Genomic DNA, 3,840 nt, shown 5'->3' with positions numbered 1-3,840 from the left:
TCTTTGGGTTGGGCAGTGGGTTTTCCCTTTATCCCAGGAATGTTTTTGCGTATTATATTGATCAGGATTCACTTGTCCGTTCGCCAGAATCGTTTTACCGAATTAACGGTATTTTACAAGCCGATATCAATGGAGACGGGAAAAAGGAGATCATGCTCTCGGGTCAGGCAGCTGCCAATGTTTCCCCTTCACTGGCAAAATACCACGACTACAGCAATTGGATTATGGTGCTCGACCATAAGCTGGAATTTTTGTTTAAGCCCATTGAGATACCAGGGCGGACCAATTTTCTTTTTCCGATGCTCATTGAAAAAGGAGAAGGAAAAGAATTAAAAAGTATTGTTTTAGACAAACAGAACAATGGAAACGCAAAAATATATTCATTTAACCTGGGGGGACAGGTAACAGAAATAAAGGAAGTTGGAATGAAAGTTGGCTCCTTTTTTAATTCATACGATCGAAAAGGAAAACTCATCATCATTTTTTCAAACTCCTTGGATGGAAGCTCAATCTATGATTACACCTCCAACAAACTTAAACATTTTTCCAAAGGATATCTTGGTCTAGTAAAACACCTTGACTTTGAAGGAGACGGTTCCATTGAAACGGTTGCTTATAATCCTTTGCAGGGAGAAATACAGGTTTTTCGCCAGGGAATGAAAAATCCGGCGGGTATAGAATTAAATAATCCTATTGTAAACTCTTTTATTGTCTCTACCAAAGAATCCACCACTTCCCCCGCTCAGATCAGCCTTCAAATCGGTCAGGATCATTACTTATTAAATTACGGCCCCAACCCGGCCTATTACCTGAACTTCCTGTATTTTCTGCTGATCTATGCTGGGATGATTGGTTTTGCTGTGGCCACCCGAAAGGCACAGCAAAAGCAGTTTCAGCGCCGGCTGGATACCGAGAAGAAAATCACCGAGCTGCAGCTCAGCCTGTTAAAGAACCAGCTGGATCCGCATTTCACGATCAATGCGATGAATGCCATCCTCTACCTGGTCAGCCATAACGAGAACGAGAAGGCCCATGAAAATATCAAGCGCTTTTCGCGGCTCTACCGCGCATTGTTGCTTTCGGCTGATGCCCCTTTGCGCAGCCTCAGGGAAGAGCTGGATTTCTGCCGCGATTACCTGGAGCTGGAAAAGGCGCGTTTCGGTGATGCCTTCAGCTTTTCCATCGAGTTGGCCGAGGGGGTGGATATGGAGCAGCAGATCCCCAAAATGATCATCCAGACCCATGCAGAAAATGCCGTAAAGCATGGGTTGTCGGGAAAGGAAAAAGACGGGCTGTTAAAAATAAACATCAGCCCGCTGCCCGATGGCCTGCAGATCAGCATCACAGACAATGGCGTGGGTCGTAAACAGGCGGCAGAAAATAAAAGCGGCTCCACAGGCAAAGGGCTTGCAATTATGAAAGAATTTTATAACCTTTACAAAAAATATTATAAAAAAGATATCTCTGCCGACATTCAGGACCTGTTTGACGAAGAAGGCAGGCCATTGGGCACAAGGGTAATCATCAGAATCAGCCGTCATGAAGAAAGCATTTGAGATGTATGAGCCGGCCGTCACCGCCGCCATTGTGGACGATGAGCTGCACGCCATTGAAGAACTGAAGAAACTGCTGACCTATGAGCCGGGCATCGAGGTCCTGGCCACCACCCACGAGCCCGAAAAGGCCGTGGAACAGATCCTCAAGGCCAAGCCCGACCTGGTGTTCCTCGACATCCAGATGCCCGGGGTCAATGGCTTTGATGTCATCCGCGGACTGAAGGAAGCCAGCTTTGAGCCCTCTGTGATCTTCGTCACTGCCTATGACAATTACGCCATCCAGGCCATTAAAACCGCCGCCTTCGATTACCTGCTCAAACCCATTGAAAAACGCGAGCTGCAAAAAAGTATCCAGCGCTTTTTCGACTACTACGCCAAAGAAGAACGAACGGCAAAGTATCTTAACCTGCTCGAAAACGTCGATTACCAGCGCAAGATCAAACTGTCGAATGCCGGGGGCTTCATCCTGGTCAACCTGGCCGACATCATCTACATCCAGGCCGACTGGAACTATGCCAAGGTCTTCACCGCGCCCGATAAATACGAGACCGTCACCATGAACCTGGGCACGCTCGAAAACCTCCTGCCCGACAAAGGCTTCATGCGCATCAACCGCTCGAACATCATCAACCTGAGCTACCTCACCCGCGTCAAACGCCTCGCACGTAAATGCTTCCTGATGAAAGACGAAAAGGAGTATGAGTTTTGTATTCCCATCACCAGGATCAGGGAGCTGGAGAAAAGATTATAAAAAAAAGGCGCGATCCCTCGCGCCTTTTGCTTGTTTTCATCATTGCAGAATCAAATGCCTTCTGCTTCTTACTTTTTACTTCTTCTTACTTCCTTCTGGTCAACAGTTTACTTCACATACTTAAAGGTTAAGCGATAGTGGTTCGGCTGATCCTTTTCAAGGGCTTCCACCAGTTTATCTTCGATGGCTGAGATGCGGTTTTCAACATACACACGCAGTTGAGGATCATTGCTGGTAGCCACCACGGTGGGGCCTTCTTCGCCTTCAAGCAGGTAGATATCTACCACGCCATCCATTTTCATATCCAGGGCAAAGCCCGGGTAGGTGATTTCCTTTTTAACGAGTTCAGAAAGACTTGAATTTGCGGGGCCTTTTGGACCAGCAAGCGAAATGGTGGTTGCAGCTAAAAGCATTAAACTTGCGAGAACGATTCCTTTTGTTTTCATGGTTTTTGTGTTTAAAAAGTGAGCATTAGGTTTCTGCCATAATGCCTAACGAATGGCGTGCCAAAAAACATATCATTCACCAAATCAAACATTTAAAAAATTTCTAAACCCCTCCTGACTAAGGACTCCCTTATTTCTTGCCCTTTTGTTTTCCTGAAACCGGACAGAAAGTGTACGATAACGGACATCGTTTTTTGCTGAGATCATTCAATTCAATGGGTTATTCAATTGTCAACCAATGATCTAAAACAATAAAAAGAAGAAAGGGCCTGATAAAAACAGGAGAGCCGTTGCATGCAACGGCTCTCCAAAAAAAGAAGAATTCCCTAATGTTTCAGAAGCTAATTCTATTTATGTGCGATCGGATCGGCATTCCCATCGGGGTCACCCACGGCATTTCCGTCAGTGCCAACATTCCCCCAAAGCAGCAGACCTGCCACGTGAGGTGAAGCCATGGAGGTGCCGCTCATGGTGGTGTAGCCCCCGCCCTTATAGCAGGAATAAATGCTAACCCCTGGTGCAGCGAAATCCACCGGGGGATTCCCATAGTTTGAGAAATAAGCCCAGGCATCATTCGTGCCAACGGCTGAAACCGTAAAAACGTTAGCATGATTAACCCTTGCAGGGCTTTTGGTACTGGCAAGCGTAGATTCGTTTCCGGCAGCCAGGGCAAATTTTATGCCTTTGCCGGCCGCTGCAAGAACGGCATTGTCAAGTTCAGTATAAGCAGGTCCACCCAGACTCATATTGGCCACATCGCCAGATGTAGCATTGGCAGACACATAGTCCACCCCGGCAATGATGGTGGAATAGGCACCGCTGCCCCGGCGGTCAAGGACCTTCACGGCAACGACTTCTGCACCAGCAGCAACACCTACCACTCCAATGGTATTGTTGATGGCAGCGATGGTACCAGCCACGTGTGAACCATGGCCATTATCATCATTGGCAGAGGAAGTCCTGGGTACAAAGGTAGCGCTCAAAGCATTATTCACATTCAGATCGGGGTGATCCAGGTCAATGCCGGTATCGATCACCCAGGCCTTGTGAGAACCAGTATAAGCTTGGCCTCCTCCAACGCGATCTA

4 protein-coding genes are annotated in these 3,840 nt (G+C 47.3%); 2 read left to right on the top strand and 2 right to left on the bottom strand.

The window, feature by feature from the left end:
- The coding region (locus tag V2I46_12345; GenBank protein MEE4178286.1) for a histidine kinase at positions 1-1,556 on the top strand (1,556 nt) is incomplete at its 5' end.
- Positions 1,540-2,307, top strand: a complete 768-nt coding sequence (locus V2I46_12340) for a LytTR family DNA-binding domain-containing protein (GenBank protein ID MEE4178285.1) — start codon at positions 1,540-1,542, stop codon at positions 2,305-2,307. The genes V2I46_12345 and V2I46_12340, both read left to right, overlap by 17 nt.
- A 107-nt stretch (positions 2,308-2,414) precedes the next feature.
- On the opposite strand, the gene V2I46_12335 is transcribed toward V2I46_12340, so the two are convergent.
- Positions 2,415-2,753: a hypothetical protein gene (locus tag V2I46_12335; GenBank protein ID MEE4178284.1), complete on the bottom strand. Its 339-nt coding sequence runs from the start codon at positions 2,751-2,753 to the stop codon at positions 2,415-2,417.
- Between the two features lie 347 nt (positions 2,754-3,100).
- Positions 3,101-3,840, bottom strand: a 740-nt coding sequence (locus tag V2I46_12330; GenBank protein ID MEE4178283.1) for a S8 family serine peptidase, incomplete at its 5' end; no start/stop codon positions are given.

This window comes from Bacteroides sp. (genome assembly GCA_036351255.1).
Taxonomy (GTDB): Bacteria; Bacteroidota; Bacteroidia; order Bacteroidales; family UBA7960; genus UBA7960.
Note: the sequence above shows the minus strand (reverse complement) of the source record. Positions and strands in the feature narration are given on the sequence as shown.